The following is a 16409-nucleotide window of genomic DNA, read 5'->3' on the forward strand; positions in this document are numbered from 1 at the left end:
CTCCAGGCAATGGCCGGTCAGGGCAGCGCAGGCTGCGAGGGCAGCAGCAGCAACAGCACGCACAGCAGCAGCATGAACACCGCGATCAGCCCATCCAGTACACGCCATGCACGCGGATGCCGGAAGACCGCCTGCAACAAGCGTGCGCCGTAGCCCAGGCTGAAGAACCAGGTCACGCTGGCCAGTCACGCACCCAGCGCAAATGCCCAGCGCCGCGCGCCCGGGTAATGCGTCGACAGGCTGCCGAGCAAGACCATCGTGTCCAGATACACGTGCGGATTGAGGAAGGTAAACGCCAGGCAGGTGAGCATGGCGCGCTGCCAGTGGTCCGCACCCTGCTCCGCCGGCGCCATTGCGCTGTCGCCACGCCAGGCGCGGCGTGCGCCCATCCATCCATACACCGCCAGAAACGCCGCACCCGCATATCGCAGCAGCTGCAGCAGGCCCGACCATTGCTGCACCAACACACCGATTCCGGCGACGCCCAGCAGGATCAGCGCGATCCTCCACCAGCTTTGTCGAAGCCGCTGCGCGCGGGCTCGGCTGGTGCCTGGCGCCTGAAGCGATGGTCATGCCTGCGGTCCGCAACAAGCAGGTCGTCATCATCGACCCCAGCCGCTGGCTCGATGTTCCGCTGTACTGGCAATACGCCGCAGTGCGCTCAAGCGCCCTGCACACCTCAGCCAGGCACTGCGCGAGGCCGCTGCCAGCAGTTTGCGTGGCAGCAAATAACCACGAAGACGTCGCCGTGACCAGCGTCATTCAACTGCGACACGACCAGCGATGGCTCACTCGGCACTGCGCCGTTGCAACAGCGATAGCGCATGTTGCAGATCGCGAAAATGAAAGGGCTTCTGCAGGCCATGCCGATGCCGGTACCTTTCCGGAATCCCGCCCTGCGCGTAGCCGGTCACGAAGATGTAGGGCACCCCGCGCGCATCCAGCTCTTCGGCAATCGGAAACGACAAGGTGCCACCCAGATTGATGTCCAGCAGCGCCAAATCGAGATTGCCCGCCTGCACCGCCTGCAGCGCGGCGTCCACGTCGGCCACGGTTGCAGCGACTTCGTAGCCCAGCTCCGTCAGGCAATCCTCCAGCAACATGGCCACCAACGACTCGTCTTCGACCAATAGCACGCGCATGGTCATGGCCCCGCCTCGGCAAGCTCGGCCGGTAACGGAATGGAGACCCGGAAACACACCCCGGCCGGGTCGAACGCCAGATCGACCTCGCCCTTGAGGTCGTGTTTCAAGCCACGTTCCAGCAAACGGGTGCCGAACCCCTTGCGCGTGGGCAGCTGCACGGGCGGCCCACCGGCCTCCTGCCAGACAAGCTCGAGCTGCTCCTGCCCGCCGCGTGTCTTGCGCTCCCAGGAAACCAGCACCGCCCCCGCCGGCGAGGACAATGCGCCGTGCTTGAGCGCGTTGGTACACAGCTCGTGCAGCGCCATCGACAGCGCCAGCGCACGCCGCGGATCCAGCCGACAGGAGCTGCCCTGCAAGGTGAAGCGCTGGCTGTCGTGCGACTCGTAAAGCGCAGCCGCGTCGCGGGTCAGCTCCAGAATGTCGGCGCTGACCCAGTTCTCGCGCGTCAATGTGTCATGTGCGCGCGACAGCGCCAGCAGTCGCGCATCGAGCTTTTCCTGTGCGTCCGCAAGGCTGGCAGCATTGGTGAACGATTGCCGTGCCAGCGATTGCACCATCACCAACGAATTCTTGACCCGATGGTTGAGCTCGTTGATCAGTAGCTGCAGATGCTGCTCATGCTGCTTGTGCTCGGTGATGTCGCGCGTGGCGCCGGCGATCGCTTCGACCTTGCCATCGGGCCCGAACACCGGCGTAAAAATGTAGTCGTAGACGCGCAGGCCACTAGTCGTGTGCGGAAACGGCACTTCGCCGCGGACCGGCTGGCCCGTCGCAATCACCCGTTCGATCTCTTCATCGTGCGTGGCCGCATGCCAGGGCTCGTAGCCCAGTTCCAGACAGGTCTTCTTGCAGGCGTCTTCCCAGCGCATGCCCCACATCGCCAATAGCGCCTGATTGGCGTAGACGAAGCGGTGCTGGAGATCGAACACATACAAAAAATCCGGTGTTGCCTGTAGCAGGGCCTCGTAAATACGCGACTTCGCTGCGTCTTCCTGATGCTCGGCCATTACGTCATGGTCCTGAAATTACGGCAAACGATAAGTCGAGTTACGTGAACGCCTGATCATGCGTATTTCACTGGCAAATGAACCCGCGCGGTCTGCATGGGTCAGGCACGGGATGCGACCGGCATGACATCAGGACATTCGCTGTTGAGCAGCGAGCGGCCGCATGGTCGCCCTGCACCGCCGTCCCTGATAGCCTTTCGTGCTATTCCGCAGTGATCGCCGATCCGTCATGAAAAAAGCCGTTGTTCTGTTGTCCGGTGGCATGGATTCCGCCGCCGTCGTCGCGCTCGCGCAGGAGCAGGGCTTTGCCGTGCATGCACTGAGCGTGCGCTACGGCCAGCGCCACACCTCCGAACTGGACGCCGCCGCGCGCGTTGCCGCCGCGCAGGGCGTCATTGCGCACAAGGTGGTCGACGTGGATCTGCGCAGCATCGGCGGCTCGGCGCTGACCGACGACATCGACGTCCCCGACGCCGGCGGCGACGGCATCCCGGTCACCTACGTGCCCGCGCGTAACACCATCATGCTGTCGCTGGCGCTCGGCTGGGCCGAGGTGGTGGGCGCCAACGACCTGTTCTGCGGTGTCAATGCGGTGGATTACTCGGGCTACCCGGATTGCCGCCCCGAGTTCGTGCGCGCCTTCGAAGTGCTGGCCAATCTGGCCACCAAGGCCGGCGTGGAAGGGACCGGGCTGCGCGTGCACGCGCCACTGCAGTTCCTCAGCAAGGCCGACATCGTCCGTGAAGGCGTGCGCCTGGGCGTGGACTTCGGCCTGACCGTCTCCTGCTACCGCGCCGACGCCGATGGGCGCGCCTGTGGCCATTGCGACGCCTGCCGCCTGCGCGCGGCCGGCTTCGCCGATGCCGGCATCCCCGACCCCACCCACTACGCCATTTTGTCTTGACGCCTGCGTAGGGTAGAATGCGCACCCCGGCGCAATGTCGGGTCAGTGGGCCGTTAGCTCAGTCGGTAGAGCAGAAGACTTTTAATCTTTTGGTCGATGGTTCGAATCCATCACGGCCCACCATCTGCAGCAAGGCGCTTGAGCGAGTTCCATCGCTGCGCAAGAAGGCCTCTTCTCCGCAATTCAATTCGTCTTTCTGCGGCCGTGCATACGCTCGGGCACAGGTGTACCGCACAGCTCCCGCCTCGTCAGCGTGGTGGCGTTCGGGTCCTGGTTCCGTTGCAGAATCGCGCACTGCGGAATACGCCAGCACCCAGTCTCGATCTATCGGTCGACAGGGCCCGCTAGCGTCGTGCGCTGCGCGACGCGCCCGATGTTCAGCGCCCTGGTTCGTCGTTCCACAGCAGCTTGTGCAGCTGCATCTGAAAGCGCACCGGCAGACGATCGGCAACAATCCAGTCGGCCAGCTGGCGTGGAGTCACTTCGCTTTTGCTGGGCGAAAACCACACCGTGCAGCGGCGATCGAGCGCGTGCGCCGCGACGATCTCGCGCGACCATTCGTAGTCGGCGCGGCTGCAGATCACGAACTTGATCTGGTCGCGCGCGGTCAGCAGCGGCAGATTTTCCCAGCGGTTACGCGCCTCTTCGCCGGAGGCCGGCGTCTTGATGTCGACCACACGCGAGACGCGCGGATCGACGGCAGACACATCCAGCGCACCGGAAGTTTCCAGCGAGACATCAAAGCCGGCATCGCAGAGCTTCTGCAGCAGCACCAGGCAGCGCTTCTGCGCCAGCGGCTCGCCGCCGGTCACGCAGACATGGCGCACGCCATGACTGGCGACTTCGGCAACGATGGCGTCGATGTCATGCCACTGCCCGCCGTGGAAGGCGTAGGCGGTATCGCAGTACAGGCAGCGCAGCGGGCAGCCGGTCAGGCGCACGAACACGGTCGGCCAGCCGGCGGCTTCGGCCTCGCCTTGCAGGGACAAAAAGATTTCGGTGATCTTTAATCGCGGCAACGGCGATTGGACGATCTCGCTGGGGACGGCGGCGGCGTTCATGGGCAAAGTATGCGCCGTGCCGACAGGCACCGACGCGACGCGGCTCAGCGCAGTTGCTGGCCGAGACGGATGGACTGCAGGCGTTCCTGCGCAACGCGTGCTGCGTCGGAGCCGGGATACTGCGAGACGACCTGCTGCAAGGTCTGCTGGGCTTCGTTGTTCTTGCCTTCGCCGTACTGCGACAGGCCGAGCTTCAACAGACCGCCAGCGGCCTTGTCATGCGTGGGATAACGGCCGACGAGATCGCGAAACTGCGCCTCGGCGAGCTGGAAATTGCGGGTGGCGTAATAGCTCTCACCCAGCCAATACAAGGCATTGGGGGTGTAGACGCCGTTGGGATAGAGCTCCAGAAAGCTCAGGAACAGCTGCGACGCATCGTCGTACTTGCCATTCTTCAACGCGTCGAATGCCACGTTGTAGGCAGTGCGTTCGTCATTGCTGACGGCCAGGGTGCCCGGGTCGCCATGGACGGTGGGCGGCTTCTCGGAAGTTGCCGCCGCTGCAGGCCGCGCGGCAGCTGCCGGGGCCGGGGTGACGCTGCCAGTGGCGGGGGGCAGTGGCGGCGTTGCGCCACCAGCACCTTCCAACCGGTTCAGGCGTCCGTCCAGGTCCAGATACTGGTCCTTGGACTGTTGCTTGAGTTGCTCGTTGTCGTGCTGCAGTTGTTCGACGGTCGCACGCAATGCCTGCAGGTCCGAACGCGCCTGCTGCAGCTGATTGAGGAGATCGTTGTTGGCCTGACTACTGGCCTGCTGCTGCTCGAGCACCGCCACACGATCAGCGAGACTGGCTCGCTGGGCGTATGCCGGCGCGGCGACCACAAGGGCCGCCGCGACGAACAGGGATGTCACTCGAAAGCGCATCGCTTCTTACTGAGCCGTGTACACGATTTCGACGCGACGGTTCTGCGACCAGCAGCTTTCGCTGGTTTCGGTGCAGACCGGACGCTCTTCACCGTAGCTGACGACGGTCAGCTGGCTGGCCGAACCACCGGCAGCCTGCAGCGACGACGACACGGCATTGCCGCGACGCTCGCCCAGACCCATGTTGTACTCACGCGAACCGCGCTCGTCAGCATTGCCCTGCAGGGTGATGCGCGAGGAAGGACGGTCACGCAGGTACTTGGCGTGGCAAGCCATGATGGCCTGGAATTCCGGCTTCAGGGAGTCCTGATCCAGATCGAAGTAGACCACGCGCTGGCGCAGGCAGGCATCGGTATCCAGGTCGCCCGGGCCGTACAGGCCGGAGGTGGACGGGCCGGTGGGAACGGAGGAACCAGCGGTGGTATCGGTTGCGGGAGGCGGAGTTTCCTTCACCTTCTTCGAGCAACCAGCCAACACGGCAACGGACAGCAGGGAGACAAGCAAGACGCGGGTGGACTTGTTCATGGGGTACCTATGGAGGCTCTGGGCCAATGAGTGGTTTAACGCAGCGAAATATTAACATTAATGCGCGGTTCGGTAAGGCCCCCATGCGGGTTCTCTCACATCGCCGTCCGCCAGAACCAGACGCTGGCGGACCCGAGCGTCGGAAGAGACGGCGTACAGCACGCCACGGCCGCCTTCGCGCGCGGCATATAACACCATGCTGGCGTTAGGCGCAAAGCTCGGCGATTCGTCCAGCGAACCCGGCGACAGCGTGCTCCAGCTGGGCGAACCCAGGCTGCGGTCCATCATCGCAATGCGGTAGCTGTTGCCGCTGCCCTGCGCCACGGCGATCTTCTTGCCGTCGAACGAGACGCTGGCGGTGGCGTTGTAGTTGCCCTGGAAGGTCACCCGATTGGCGCTGCCGCCACTGGCGGAAACCTGATAGATCTGCGGACGGCCGCCGCGATCGGAGGTGAAGTAGATGCTGCCGCCGTCGGCTGCCCAGGTCGGCTCGGTGTCGATGCCGAAGTGATTGGTCAGCTGGGTCAGCTGCTTGCTGCCCAGATCCATCACGTAGATTTCCGGGTTGCCGCTGCGCGACAGCGCCAGCGCCAGGCGACGGCCGTCAGGCGAGAACGACGGTGCGCCGTTGATGCCACGGAAGCTGGAGACCAGTTCGCGTGCGCCGGTGGCGATGTCCTGCAGATAGATCGACGAATTGCCCCGCTCGAAGCTCACATACGCCAGCTTCTTGCCGTCCGGGCTCCAGTTCGGCGACAGCAGCGGCTCGGCCGAGCGCACGATGGTCTGCGGGTTGTAGCCATCCGAATCGGCCACCATCAACGCGTAGCGCATGGCGCCACCCTTGCCGCTGGCGGTCACATAGGCAATCCGGGTCCAGAACGCGCCGCGCACGCCGGTGATTTTTTCGTAGATCGCATCGGCCATCTGATGCGAGACGTCGCGCATCGCGTTGGCGCGCGCGGTCATCGCCAGGCCAAGCATGCGCTCGCCCTTGGCCACGTCGAACAATTCGTACTCGACCCGGTAGGCGCCCTCGCCCGCATCCATGACACGGCCGACGACGATGTAATTCTGCTTGAGCGTGCGCCAGGTCTGGAACTGCACCTCGGTGCCGCGGCTGGGTTTTTCGACGATCTGCGCAGCCGGCAGCGTGCGGAATTGGCCGGAGCGATCCAGGTCGGCGCCGACAACGGCCGACACATCGGTCTGCGGCGCGGTGCCGGAGCCCTGGTAGGGCATGGGGATGACAGCGATCGGCGTGGCCGACGCGCTACCGCCCACGATGTCGATGGTGAGCCCTTGCTGTTGCGCGAGTGCGCTCAGCGGCAACAACAGGGCGGTCAAGGCAGCTAGCCAACGCAGCGGTTTCTTCATGGACGGCTCGGATCGGGCAGGAAAAGTGTGCAAGGGATAGCAATCAACGGGTGAACATACTCGCAATCGTGAACGAGATGACGTGAAAATGGAGCGAGCGATCGTGTAGCGAATTCGAAGGCACTGCCGGCGAGGCACCGGTGCGCAGCGACTGCCTCACTGCCTATCGGCAGTAGCAGCCGTCACACGCACCCCGGCTCGGACAGTATTGCCGGCGTCGCCGGGCTGCAGCGCCGGAAGGCAGCCGCAGCCCGGCCAGTACCAAAGCAGGTTACTGGTCCTGCGCGGTGAACACGAAGGTCAGGTTGCGCTGGAACACCGATTCGAACCCGCGGTATGGCAACGGCTGCGCGCTCAGTACGGCGGCTTCGATCGAGCGCTGGCCAGCCTCGTCGTAGGGGCAACCCGGCGCGACCTTGGCTTCCATCACACTGCCGCCCGGCAACTGGCGGATGTTGATGGTGCATTTCTGGCCAGGCGGCACCGACGGCGGGCGCACCCACTGCGCCAATACCTTCTGCTGGATCGCCGCAGCGTACTTGGCCGACAGGTCGGTACTGGTCCCGCCCTGCCCTGCAGTCGGCTGCGCGCTGGTTGCGGCGGCCGCCGAAGCCTGCTGCGCACGCGCCGCGGCAACCTGGCGCAACTTTTGCTCGGCCAGCGCGGCCTCCTTGGTAGCCTGCTCGCGCTGGCGGCGGATATCGGCGATCTTCTTTTGGCGCTCGGCTTCCTCGGCCTGCTGCTGCGCAGCCGCCTGCTTCTTCTTGGCGTCGGTTTCTTCCTGCTGCTTGGCCAGGCGCAACTTCTGCTCGGCCTCTTCCTGGCGTTTGCGCTCGGTCAGGTCGATCTGCTCCTGGCGACGCTTGGCTTCCTGCTCCTGCTTGGCCTTTTCGGCGGAAATGGCCAGTGCGTCGACCTTCTCCTGGTCCACCTTGTCCGGCTGGGCCACACGCTCCTGCGCCTGCGCCTGTTGCGGCGTGGGCGCATCCTGCGGGCGCGGTTCGGGGATCGGCTGCGGCGGCGGCACGCTGTCTTCCGGCGCGGGTTCGGGCAATGGCGCGGGCGGCGGCGGCGTTTCGACCGGCGTGGCTTTCAACGCCTGACGTGCGACCCGCGCTTCTGCCGCGGACACGTCCAGCGAGGCTTCCATGCTGGGGTCGCCCGCTGCCGGCTCGACCGCACGCTCGGGCGACCACAGCCAGCCGGCGATGAACACCAGCGCGACCAGGACATGCACGACCAGCGCCAGCACGACCGGTCGAAACCAGCCGTCTTCGCGCGCCGTCTGCGTGGGGAGTGCGTCAGCGTGCATCGCTGCCTGCAGTGCCGCCGGAATCGGAAATCAGACCGACCTTCTCGACCTTGGCCTGCTTGAGCACGTCGATGGCATCCATGATCTTTTGATACGGCGCGGCGCGATCGCCCGCCACCACCACGCGTGCCTCTTTGTCCTGCGCCACGATGGCAGCCAGCTGCGCCTGCAGCGCGGCCACGTCCATCGCCTGCGGCTTGCCCTTGGGCAGCTGCAGTGCAAGTTGGCCATCGGCCGCCACCACCACGATGACCGGGTCCTGCTTGCTCTCCAGCGCCTTGGCGCGCGAGCTCGGCAGGTTGACGTCGGTGCTCAGGGTCAGCAGTGGCGCGGTCACCATGAAGATGATCAGCAGCACCAGCATCACGTCGATGTACGGCACGACATTGATGTCGGATTTGAGCTTGCGCTTCTTACGACGGGAAATACCGGAAATCATCGTGCAACGTTCCTAGTTAGTCCTCGGCGCCGGGCGGCAGCGTGGTCGCGGCGTCCGGGTGAGGGACATCCGCGTGTGGCGCTGCCGCTGACGCGACTGGCTCTGCCGGCCACTTCCCGCGTAACGCCGTGCGGGTACATGCCGGCAGCGCGCATCACTCGTCGGCGCCGGCCTGGCGCTGCAGGATGGAGCTGAATTCGTCGGCAAAGGTTTCGTAGCGGACCGACAGCCGTTCCACGCGCGTGGTGAAGCGGTTGTAGGCCCATACCGCCGGAATCGCGACGAACAGACCGATGGCGGTCGCAAACAATGCCTCGGAGATACCCGGCGCCACCGCTGCGATACCGGCCTGCTCGCCGCTGCTGACCATATCGTGCATGGTCACCATGATGCCGAACACGGTGCCGACCAGGCCGACGTAAGGCGCGGTGGAACCGATGTTGGCCAGCAATTCGAGATTGCGCTCGAGCTGGTCGACTTCGCGGGTGAAGGCGGTGCGCATGGCGCGCTGTGCGCCTTCCAGCTGCACGCGTGCATCCAGACGGCGGCGGTCGCGCAGACGCGAAAACTCGCGGAACCCGCTTTCGAACATCGACTCCAGACCACCGACAGTGCGGTTGCGGTCGGTCGCCGAGGCGTACAGCTTGGCCAGGTCCGCACCGGACCAGAAGCGGTTTTCGAACTCGTCCGCCTCGCGGTTGGCCTGCTTGAATGCACGCGCCTTGCGGAAAATGATCACCCAGCTGATGAACGAGCCGATCAGCAACAGCAACACGATGATCTTGACCGGGATACTGGCGCGCAGGATCAGGTCTACATAGTTGATGCTGCTGTTGTGCGCCACGCTGGCGGTCTGCGCCGCGGCAGCGGCGACGTCCTGCGGCAGTGCTTCCACTACCGTGTCCTGCAGGGCCAGGAGCAATGCAATCGACATCCGTTCGTTCCTCAGTAATCGGATTCTGTGGTTTCTAGAGCTTTCAACACGTCATACACCGCATCGTCCATGCCACGCGGGCGGAAGTCGCTGGTACCGAGCGCGGCGATGCGCACCTCGGCAGTCAGCAGCACTTCGCCCTCGCGACGCACCGATTGCGCAAACAGCAGGCTGGCCCGCCTGCATCTCAGCAGTACCGCCGACACTGACAGCGCGTCGTCGAGCCGGGCCGGCTTGAGGAAATCCAGTTGCATAGAACGGACCGCAAACACCAGACCATGGTCTTGGCGCATCAGATCCTGCCCGTAACCGGCCGCGCGCATCCACTCGGTGCGCGCACGTTCCATGAAGGCGACGTAGCGCGCGTGGTAGACCACCCCGCCGGCGTCGGTATCTTCCCAGTAGACGCGTGTCGGCCAACTGAATACAGGCGGGGATTCAAGAATCGGGAGCCGGGAATCGATGGTCATGGGCACGGAATGTCGGTCGGGACGGCCCGGGCGAGCGACGAACCGAGCGCCATCAAAACAGCTCTCCCGGTTCGCCGATGCCCGAGGCGCGGTCGCGCGGCGGCTTCAGGCCCAGATGCAGGTAGGCCTTGGTGGTGGCCATGCGGCCGCGCGCGGTGCGGATCAGAAAACCCTGCTGGATCAGGTAGGGCTCGATCACGTCTTCCAGTGTGCCGCGCTCTTCCGACAGCGAGGCGGCCAGCGATTCCACGCCCACCGGGCCACCATCGAAATGTTCGACGATGGTGCGCAGCATGCGGCGATCGAGCTCGTCGAAGCCTTCCGGGTCAACTTTCAGCATCTGCATGGCGGCCTGCGCCACCGGCAGATCGATATGCCCGGCGGCCTTGACCTGGGCGTAGTCGCGCACGCGGCGCAGCAACCGGTTGGCGATACGCGGGGTGCCGCGCGCCCGGCGTGCGATCTCGGCGGCGCCTTCGGGCGTGCAATCGATGCCCAGAATCGCCGCTGAGCGGATCACGATGCGGGTCAGTTCCTGCGGCGAATAGAATTCCAGCCGCTGCACGATGCCGAAGCGGTCGCGCAGTGGCGCGGTCAGCAGGCCGGCGCGGGTGGTGGCGCCGATCAGGGTGAACGGCGGCAGGTCGATCTTGATCGAGCGCGCGGCCGGGCCGTCGCCGATCATGATGTCGATCTGGAAATCTTCCATCGCCGGGTACAGCACTTCTTCCACCACCGGCGACAGCCGATGGATTTCGTCGATGAACAGCACATCATGCGGCTGCAGGTTGGTCAGCAGCGCGGCCAGGTCCCCTGCCTTTTCGATCACCGGGCCGGAGGTGGAACGCAGGTTCACGCCCAGCTCGTTGGCGATGACGTGGCTGAGCGTGGTCTTGCCCAGGCCGGGCGGGCCGAAGATCAGCACATGATCCATCGCCTCGCCGCGCGCCTTGGCTGCCTGGATATAGATGTCCATCTGCTCGCGCACCGGCTGCTGGCCGAGATAGTCGGCCAGGCGCTTGGGGCGGATGCTCGCATCGGCGGCATCGTCTTCGCGGGTGGCGCTGCTGGCGATGATGCGCTGTTCCATTAGCGGGACCCGGGAACCGGGACCGGGGACCCGGGAAACGCATGGCGTGCGATTGCGGGCGGGGCAGCAGAGGGCAGGAAAGACATCATGATCCGGCAATTGTAGAAGACTGCAGCACGCTTTTAGCGGGCCCCCGGTCCCCGGTCCCGTGTCCCGGCATTTAAATCTCCACCTGCGCGCCCAACTCGACCAGGCGATTACCGGGGATGCGGAAGAAGCCGGTGGCCGGGGCGGCGTTGCGATGCATCAGCGCGAACAGCTTGTCGCGCCAGATCGGCATGCCGCGGTTGGCGCTGGCCACGATGGTTTCGCGGCTGGCGAAGAAGGTGGTGTCCATCGGGTCGAAATGGATGCCGCCCTGGTCGCAGGAGCGCATCAATGCCAGCGGCACGTCGGGCGTTTCCATGAAGCCGAAGCGCACGTAGACGCGGTAGAACTCGTCGCCGATCGATTCGATCTGCAGGCGCTTGTCCGCCGGCGCATACGGAATCGGCAAGGTGTCGACGTTGAGGAAGATGTTGCGCTCGTGCAGCACCTTGTTGTGCTTGAGGTTGTGCATCAATGCATGCGGCACCACCATCGGATCGGCGGTAAGGAACACCGCCATGCCCGGTACCCGCGCCGGCGGCGCCAGCATCAGGCCGGGCAGGAAGCTGTCGATACGGATGCCGTCCTTGCGGATTTCCTCGCGCAGCAACGCGCGGCCGCGGCGCCAGGTGCGCATCAGGGTGAACACCACGATGCCCAGCGCCAGCGGGAACCAGGCGCCCTGCAGCAGCTTGGCGCCGTTGGCGATGACGAAGGCCAGTTCGATGATGAAGAACACCACGCACAGCGGCAGCACCCAGTTGCGCCAGCGCGGCCACAGCGAGCGCGCCACCAGCGCCAGCAGCAAGGTGTCGATCAGCATGGTCATCGAGACCGAAATGCCGTAGGCCACCGCCAGATTGGTGGAGCTGCGGAAGATCAGCACCAGCGCGATCACCATCACCATCAGCAGCCAGTTGATGCCGGGCACATAGATCTGGCCGATGGTGGTGCGCGAGGTGTGCTTGATCAGCATGCGCGGGATGTAGCCCAGCTGCATGGCCTGCCGGGCCACCGAATACGCACCGGTGATCACCGCCTGCGAGGCGATCACCGCCGCCAGCGTGGCCAGGATGATCATCGGATACAGCGCCCAGCTTGGCACCGCTTCGAAGAACGGGTTTTTCAGCGCGGACGGGTGATTGAGCACCAGTGCGCCCTGGCCCAGGTAGTTGAGCAGCAGCATCGGCAGCACGAAGAAGTACCAGCCGTGACGGATCGGGCGTGCGCCGAAATGGCCCATATCCGCATACAGCGCTTCGCCGCCGGTCACCGCCAGCACCACCGCACCGAGGATGAACACCCCGTGCCAGCCGTGCTCGATGAAGAAGCGGATCGCCCACCAGGGGTTGAAGGCCTTCATCACTTCCGGCGCATCGACGATGTTCCAGATGCCAATGGCGCCCAGCGACAGGAACCACAGGCAGGTGATCGGGCCGAACACCTTGCCGACGGTCTCAGTGCCGAAGCGCTGCACCATGAACACGATAAGCAGGACCACCACGGTGATCGGCACGATGAAGGGGTGCAGGCTGGGCGCGGCGATTTCCAGGCCTTCCACTGCGCCCATCACCGAGATGGCCGGCGTGATCACGCCGTCGCCGAAGAACAGCGAAGCGCCGAAGATGCCGAGGATGCCCACCACATATGCCGAGCGCGAGCCCTGCTTGAGTGTGCGCTGGGTCAGCGCCATCAGCGCCATGATGCCGCCTTCGCCCTCGTTGTCGGCGCGCATGATGATGGTGACGTACTTGAGCGTGACGGTGATCATCAGCGCCCAGAACGCCAGCGACAGCACGCCCAGCACAGTGTCGTGGTCGCTGGTCAACCCGTAGTGCGGCGAAAACGCCTCCTTGAGGGTGTACAGCGGGCTGGTGCCGATATCGCCGAAGACGACGCCGATCGCACCAATGACCAATGCCATGTGGCTGTTTGCGGGCGCATGGCCGGAGCCGGCTGCGGGTGTAGGGGTGTGGGACATGATGTGAGCAGTTTTGGCCAGACAGCGTGAAGAAGAGGAGGAAGGCAGCGCCCACCGCAGGCGCCTGCCCGAATGTCGCAGGCAGCCGCCACACGGCGGACCGCTGCAAGGAAGCGCAGTGTACGAGCCGTACCTGCCGATTCCGAGTGCCGGCCGCGTCCGCTTGGCGGCGCCGCAGCGATGTGGCGGCTGCGCTCAACGCAGCGCGGCTTGCAGCGCCTTGCGAATGACGGTGGCGACTTCGTCGCCTTCGGCCCCGGCGTCGCGCGCCATGCGGGCGGCCTCGGCCGGCTTGTAACCCAGCTGTTGCAGGGCCACGGTGGCTTCGGAGACGGCGTCCGGTCCCAACTGGCCGGTGATCGGCGCACCGCTGCTGAAATCGGCAGCGCGGTCGCGCAGTTCCACCACCATGCGCTCGGCGGTCTTCTTGCCGATGCCGGGAATGCGGGTGAGCGCGGTGATGTCGCCGCCGGTGATCAGGCGGGCGAACTCGTCCACGCTGACGCCGGACAGCACCGCCAGCGCGATCTTGGCGCCGATGCCGGTGACCTTTTGCACGTCGCGGAACAGCCGCCGCTCGCCTTCGCGCAGAAAGCCGTACAGCGACACGCTGTCTTCCTTCTGCGCGTAATGGGTAAACAGGATCACGTCGCGGCCGACATCGGGCAGGTCGTAGAAGGTGCTCATCGGCGCCTCCAGCTCATACCCCACTCCGCCCACATCGATCACCAGCCACGGCGGCTGCTTGTAGGCCAGGATCCCGCGCAGACGGCCGATCACGGTGAAACACCGGGACCGGGAACCCGGGACCAGGCACCGGAAAAAGCGGCGATGCCTGTGGCTTTATCGGCAAACGTGCTCCGGGTCCCGGGTCCCCGGTCCCCGGTCCCGACTCCACTGCCGCTTACCATTATCATCGTCATTTCCGGCTCCAGGCCTGTTGGGTATTGACGCCCAGGCGCTGCGCAGTGGCGCGCACGTGGGCGTGAGTGATGGCGACCGCCAGTGCGTCGGCGGCGTCGGGCTGCAGCTTGCCTTTCAGGTTGAGCATGATGCCGACCATGTGCTGCACCTGCACCTTGTCCGCACTGCCCTTGCCGACCAGGGCCAGCTTGACCTCGGTGGCCGCGTACTCGTGTACCGGCAGGTCGCGCATGACCACGGCACAGATCGCCGCGCCGCGCGCGTGGCCGAGCTTGAGCGCCGAGGCGGCACTCTTGCCCATGAACACCTTCTCGATCGCCACCTCGTCCGGCCGGTAGGTTTCGATCAGCTCGCCCAGCCCCTGCAGCAGGCGCTTGAGCCGCTGCGCAAAATCGCCCTCGCCCAGCAGCACCAGCGGCGCGTGGTGCACATGCCGGCTACGGCCGCCTTCGTCGATATCGATGATGCCGATGCCGGTGCGCTGCGAGCCGGGATCGATGCCCAGGATGCGGATGGTGCCGGGACCGGGGACCGGGGACCGGGGACCGGGCACAGCAACCTCGGTAACGGCCTGACCATCGGCACCGCCCTTCCGGGTCCCCGGTCCCGGGTCCCGGGTCCCGACAGGTGCCACTGCGGCCTTACGCCCCGGCACCGAGCGCTGCTTGATCGACGTTCGAATACACGTCCTGCACGTCGTCCAGGTCTTCGAGCATGTCGAGCAGCTTGCGCACCTGCAGCGCGGTGTCGCCGTCGACGGCGATGTCGTTTTCGGCGCGAAAGGTGATTTCGGCGTGCGCCGGCTGCAGGCCGGCAGCGGCCAGGGCGTCCTGGACCTGGGCGAAGGTGTCCGGGGCGGTCAGCACGTCGATGGCGCCGTCTTCCGGGTACACCACCACGTCGTCGGCGCCGGCTTCGATGGCCGCCTCGGTGAGGGTGTCTTCGTCGATGCCGGCAGCGAAGCTGAGCACGCCCAGGCGTTTGAACATGAAAGCCACCGAGCCCTCGGTGCCCATGTTGCCGCCGCACTTGCTGAAGGCGTGGCGCACGTCGGCCACGGTGCGCACGCGGTTGTCGGTCAGGCAGTCCACGATCACCGCCACGCCGCCGGGGGCATAGCCCTCGTAGCGCACTTCTTCGTATTCCACGCCTTCCAGCTCGCCGGTGGACTTCTTGATGGCGCGCTCGATCACGTCCTTGGACATGTTCGCCGACAACCCTTTGTCCATGGCGGTGCGCAGACGCGGATTATTGGAAGGATCGCCGCCGCCGGCGCGCGCGGCCACGCTGATCTCGCGGATGATCTTGGTGAACATCTTGCCGCGTTTGGCGTCGGAGGCGTTCTTGCGGCCTTCGATCGAGGGGCCTCTACCCATGGGTGGTTCCAGACTGGCTTGGATGACAGGGCGCGAATTTTACCTGATTGCCCGCCCTCACCGGGGCCACAGCATCCGCCGGCGGATGTTCACGACTGAAAGCGGCCGGTGCGCAGGAAGGCCAGCGCCTGGGCGGCGGCCTCGGGCGAGCGCAACAGGCCGCTGTGGCTGGCGTTGACCACGCAATGGTCGCGCAGCCCGGGCAGGCGGGTTTCGGCCAGCGCCACGGTGCCGTCCGAGCCCTCGGCCAGCGGTGCCAGCCAACGGCCGACGCCGCGCGGCACGCAGCCGGCAACCTGGCCGATCTCCGCCTGACCGTCCCAGCGCGCAAACCCCTGCTGCAACAGGGCGGCGCTCCGGCCCATCGCCCAGACGCCACCACGCCGGGCCAGTCCGCGCGCGGCGGCGCTGCCACACAGGGGCGAGCCCAGGCAGACCACGCGGCGCACCGGCAGGTCGGGGGCGTCGCACAAGGCCTGCAGGGCCATCAGCCCGCCCAGGCTGTGGCAGACCAGCAATTGCGCGCGGCTGCTGTGCAGGCGGTCGATCAAGCGCGGCACTGCCTGCACCGGCCCGCCGAGCACGCTGGCATAGCCGAACAGCGCCGGTGCCAGCCCATCGACGCGCATCCGGCGTGCGAGCGGCAACAGCCAGTGCGCGGTATTCCAGATGCCGTGCACCAGCAGCACGTCGGCGGTGGCGGTGACCGCGTACTTGCGCGGACTGCGCCGGGGCATGACCGGGAGGGACGACGATGGGATGAACAAAGGCGTGGTCACCGGGATGGGGGCAAAGATCAGGCGCGTGTCTGACACGCGCACGGCATGCAGGGAACAGGCCTGGTACCGATCGTTCGCATGCGCTGCGCCGATCGTGCGGCAAACGCCGCGCACGGCAAGCGAACGCGGCGTCGC

General features: G+C 65.7%; 17 protein-coding genes, 1 tRNA gene and 2 pseudogenes. 3 read left to right on the forward strand and 17 right to left on the reverse strand.

All coding sequences use genetic code 11. From position 1 onward, the window contains the following. Positions 1 to 17: 17 nt before the first annotated feature. A pseudogene (locus M3O59_RS15025) lies at positions 18 to 503 on the reverse strand (LysE/ArgO family amino acid transporter); the annotation flags it as partial. On the opposite strand from M3O59_RS15025, the pseudogene M3O59_RS15030 reads away from it, so the two are divergent. Further along, positions 452 to 732 (forward strand): annotated as a pseudogene (locus M3O59_RS15030) (LysR substrate-binding domain-containing protein); the annotation flags it as partial. The pseudogenes M3O59_RS15025 and M3O59_RS15030 sit on opposite strands and share 52 nt — an antisense overlap. Positions 733 to 788: 56 nt before the next feature. On the opposite strand, the gene M3O59_RS15035 reads toward M3O59_RS15030, so the two are convergent. Together M3O59_RS15035 and M3O59_RS15040 are read right to left on the reverse strand one after the other, a co-directional pair. Then, complete coding sequence (locus M3O59_RS15035; protein ID WP_064634615.1) at positions 789 to 1148, reverse strand: response regulator; 360 nt, start codon at positions 1146 to 1148, stop codon at positions 789 to 791. Then, entirely contained in the window at positions 1145 to 2152 is a 1008-nt protein-coding gene (locus M3O59_RS15040; RefSeq protein ID WP_249046932.1) for a sensor histidine kinase, read from the reverse strand. The genes M3O59_RS15035 and M3O59_RS15040 overlap by 4 nt, the downstream gene beginning before the upstream one ends. A gap of 229 nt (positions 2153 to 2381) precedes the next feature. Between M3O59_RS15040 and queC the strand changes: the two genes are divergently transcribed. Further along, complete coding sequence (gene queC / locus M3O59_RS15045) at positions 2382 to 3056, forward strand: 7-cyano-7-deazaguanine synthase QueC (protein WP_064634613.1); 675 nt, start codon at positions 2382 to 2384, stop codon at positions 3054 to 3056. Positions 3057 to 3103: 47 nt separating this feature from the next. Continuing rightward, positions 3104 to 3179, forward strand: a tRNA-Lys gene (locus M3O59_RS15050). Between the two features lie 254 nt (positions 3180 to 3433). Here the strand turns inward: M3O59_RS15050 and queE are convergent. From queE to M3O59_RS15120, 14 genes are all read right to left on the reverse strand, one after another. Then, positions 3434 to 4117: a 7-carboxy-7-deazaguanine synthase QueE gene (queE, locus tag M3O59_RS15055; protein ID WP_064634612.1), complete on the reverse strand. Its 684-nt coding sequence runs from the start codon at positions 4115 to 4117 to the stop codon at positions 3434 to 3436. Positions 4118 to 4161: 44 nt separating this feature from the next. Then, positions 4162 to 4980: a tol-pal system protein YbgF gene (gene ybgF, locus M3O59_RS15060; protein ID WP_249045216.1), complete on the reverse strand. Its 819-nt coding sequence runs from the start codon at positions 4978 to 4980 to the stop codon at positions 4162 to 4164. Positions 4981 to 4986: 6 nt separating this feature from the next. Then, positions 4987 to 5505 (reverse strand): peptidoglycan-associated lipoprotein Pal, encoded by a 519-nt coding sequence (pal, locus tag M3O59_RS15065; RefSeq protein ID WP_016904129.1) that lies wholly within the window; start codon positions 5503 to 5505, stop codon positions 4987 to 4989. 57 nt (positions 5506 to 5562) lie between these two features. Then, positions 5563 to 6882: a Tol-Pal system beta propeller repeat protein TolB gene (gene tolB / locus M3O59_RS15070; protein ID WP_116905361.1), complete on the reverse strand. Its 1320-nt coding sequence runs from the start codon at positions 6880 to 6882 to the stop codon at positions 5563 to 5565. Positions 6883 to 7153: 271 nt separating this feature from the next. Beyond that, positions 7154 to 8194: a cell envelope integrity protein TolA gene (gene tolA, locus M3O59_RS15075; RefSeq protein ID WP_116905362.1), complete on the reverse strand. Its 1041-nt coding sequence runs from the start codon at positions 8192 to 8194 to the stop codon at positions 7154 to 7156. Continuing rightward, positions 8184 to 8633: a protein TolR gene (tolR, locus tag M3O59_RS15080; protein WP_064634608.1), complete on the reverse strand. Its 450-nt coding sequence runs from the start codon at positions 8631 to 8633 to the stop codon at positions 8184 to 8186. The genes tolA and tolR overlap by 11 nt, the downstream gene beginning before the upstream one ends. Before the next feature lie 154 nt (positions 8634 to 8787). Continuing rightward, a complete protein-coding gene (gene tolQ, locus M3O59_RS15085) occupies positions 8788 to 9567 on the reverse strand; it encodes a protein TolQ (protein WP_003482569.1) in 780 nt (259 codons plus the stop codon). 11 nt (positions 9568 to 9578) lie between these two features. Then, complete coding sequence (ybgC, locus tag M3O59_RS15090) at positions 9579 to 10037, reverse strand: tol-pal system-associated acyl-CoA thioesterase (protein WP_064634607.1); 459 nt, start codon at positions 10035 to 10037, stop codon at positions 9579 to 9581. 52 nt (positions 10038 to 10089) lie between these two features. Further along, the gene (gene ruvB, locus M3O59_RS15095) at positions 10090 to 11127 is read right to left on the reverse strand and encodes a Holliday junction branch migration DNA helicase RuvB (protein ID WP_116905363.1); all 1038 of its coding nucleotides are present in this window, start codon (positions 11125 to 11127) and stop codon (positions 10090 to 10092) included. A gap of 160 nt (positions 11128 to 11287) precedes the next feature. Then, the gene (locus M3O59_RS15100) at positions 11288 to 13195 is read right to left on the reverse strand and encodes a potassium transporter Kup (RefSeq protein ID WP_064634605.1); all 1908 of its coding nucleotides are present in this window, start codon (positions 13193 to 13195) and stop codon (positions 11288 to 11290) included. A gap of 195 nt (positions 13196 to 13390) precedes the next feature. Continuing rightward, positions 13391 to 13975 carry a Holliday junction branch migration protein RuvA gene (ruvA, locus tag M3O59_RS15105; protein ID WP_064634604.1) on the reverse strand — a complete coding sequence of 195 codons (585 nt, stop codon included), beginning with the start codon at positions 13973 to 13975 and terminating at the stop codon, positions 13391 to 13393. A gap of 139 nt (positions 13976 to 14114) precedes the next feature. Then, positions 14115 to 14633, reverse strand: coding sequence for a crossover junction endodeoxyribonuclease RuvC (ruvC, locus tag M3O59_RS15110; RefSeq protein ID WP_064634661.1), 519 nt, complete (start codon positions 14631 to 14633; stop codon positions 14115 to 14117). Between the two features lie 127 nt (positions 14634 to 14760). Further along, positions 14761 to 15495, reverse strand: coding sequence for a YebC/PmpR family DNA-binding transcriptional regulator (locus tag M3O59_RS15115; RefSeq protein WP_064634603.1), 735 nt, complete (start codon positions 15493 to 15495; stop codon positions 14761 to 14763). 89 nt (positions 15496 to 15584) lie between these two features. Beyond that, positions 15585 to 16232: an alpha/beta hydrolase gene (locus M3O59_RS15120; protein WP_147308457.1), complete on the reverse strand. Its 648-nt coding sequence runs from the start codon at positions 16230 to 16232 to the stop codon at positions 15585 to 15587. Between the last annotated feature and the right edge of the window lie 177 nt (positions 16233 to 16409).

It is taken from the genome of Xanthomonas nasturtii, from assembly GCF_023337365.3.
In the GTDB taxonomy this organism is placed as follows: Bacteria; Pseudomonadota; Gammaproteobacteria; order Xanthomonadales; family Xanthomonadaceae; genus Xanthomonas; species Xanthomonas nasturtii.

Coding starts and splice junctions, on each gene's coding strand:
- ruvB (WP_116905363.1), bottom strand. CDS start 11,127: ATGGAACAGCGCATCATCGCCAGCAGCGCCACCCGCGAAGACGATGCC.
- queE (WP_064634612.1), bottom strand. CDS start 4,117: ATGAACGCCGCCGCCGTCCCCAGCGAGATCGTCCAATCGCCGTTGCCG.
- M3O59_RS15115 (WP_064634603.1), bottom strand. CDS start 15,495: ATGGGTAGAGGCCCCTCGATCGAAGGCCGCAAGAACGCCTCCGACGCC.
- pal (WP_016904129.1), bottom strand. CDS start 5,505: ATGAACAAGTCCACCCGCGTCTTGCTTGTCTCCCTGCTGTCCGTTGCC.
- ybgC (WP_064634607.1), bottom strand. CDS start 10,037: ATGACCATCGATTCCCGGCTCCCGATTCTTGAATCCCCGCCTGTATTC.
- M3O59_RS15100 (WP_064634605.1), bottom strand. CDS start 13,195: ATGTCCCACACCCCTACACCCGCAGCCGGCTCCGGCCATGCGCCCGCA.
- queC (WP_064634613.1), top strand. CDS start 2,382: ATGAAAAAAGCCGTTGTTCTGTTGTCCGGTGGCATGGATTCCGCCGCC.
- ybgF (WP_249045216.1), bottom strand. CDS start 4,980: ATGCGCTTTCGAGTGACATCCCTGTTCGTCGCGGCGGCCCTTGTGGTC.
- tolA (WP_116905362.1), bottom strand. CDS start 8,194: ATGCACGCTGACGCACTCCCCACGCAGACGGCGCGCGAAGACGGCTGG.
- M3O59_RS15035 (WP_064634615.1), bottom strand. CDS start 1,148: ATGACCATGCGCGTGCTATTGGTCGAAGACGAGTCGTTGGTGGCCATG.
- M3O59_RS15040 (WP_249046932.1), bottom strand. CDS start 2,152: ATGGCCGAGCATCAGGAAGACGCAGCGAAGTCGCGTATTTACGAGGCC.
- tolQ (WP_003482569.1), bottom strand. CDS start 9,567: ATGTCGATTGCATTGCTCCTGGCCCTGCAGGACACGGTAGTGGAAGCA.
- tolB (WP_116905361.1), bottom strand. CDS start 6,882: ATGAAGAAACCGCTGCGTTGGCTAGCTGCCTTGACCGCCCTGTTGTTG.
- M3O59_RS15120 (WP_147308457.1), bottom strand. CDS start 16,232: ATGCCCCGGCGCAGTCCGCGCAAGTACGCGGTCACCGCCACCGCCGAC.
- tolR (WP_064634608.1), bottom strand. CDS start 8,633: ATGATTTCCGGTATTTCCCGTCGTAAGAAGCGCAAGCTCAAATCCGAC.